This is a genomic window from Laedolimicola sp. (genome assembly GCF_051972735.1).
Taxonomy (GTDB): Bacteria; Bacillota; Clostridia; order Lachnospirales; family Lachnospiraceae; genus Laedolimicola; species Laedolimicola intestinihominis.
Window position 1 is genome coordinate 1 of sequence record NZ_JBOKYU010000094.1, and the last position, 693, is coordinate 693.

Genomic DNA, 693 nt, shown 5'->3' on the forward strand with positions numbered 1-693 from the left:
GTATATAAGACTGCCCGCGAGAAGTATCGTGCCGTCATCGATGAGATTGAGGAGACACGCAATGCTGGTCGCCCAGTATTGGTTGGTACCACATCTGTAGAAATCTCTGAGTTGTTGAGCAAGATGTTGAAGATGCGCAACATTCCTCATAATGTATTGAACGCCAAACTGCACCAGCAGGAGGCTCAGATCGTAGCCGAGGCTGGTCGCTCAGTAAATGGCAAGGGTGCCGTAACCATCGCTACCAATATGGCAGGTCGTGGTACCGATATCAAGCTGACTCCTGAGGTGAAGGCTGCAGGTGGTCTCGCCATCATCGGTACAGAGCGTCATGAGAGCCGTCGTGTTGACCGCCAGCTCCGTGGTCGTGCCGGACGTCAGGGTGACCCAGGTTCTTCTGTATTCTATGTATCATTGGAGGATAAGCTGATGCGTCTGTTCGCTTCTGAGCGCATTGCTCGCGTAATGGATAAGTTGGGCTTCAAGGACGGCGAGATGATTGAGGCCAAGATGATTAATAATAGCATCGAACGTGCACAACGCAAGGTAGAAGAGAACAACTTCGGTATTCGTAAGCGCTTGTTGGAATATGACGACGTGATGAACAAGCAGCGTACTGTTATCTACGAGAAGCGTCGCCACGCTTTGATGGGTGAGCGTGTAGGCATGGACATCGCCAATATGATTTGGGAC

1 protein-coding gene is annotated in these 693 nt (G+C 50.9%); it reads left to right on the forward strand.

From position 1 onward, the window contains the following. Nucleotides 1–693 (forward strand): preprotein translocase subunit SecA (locus ACTRC3_RS11725; protein ID WP_440323192.1); only part of this gene is annotated, 693 nt, incomplete at both ends.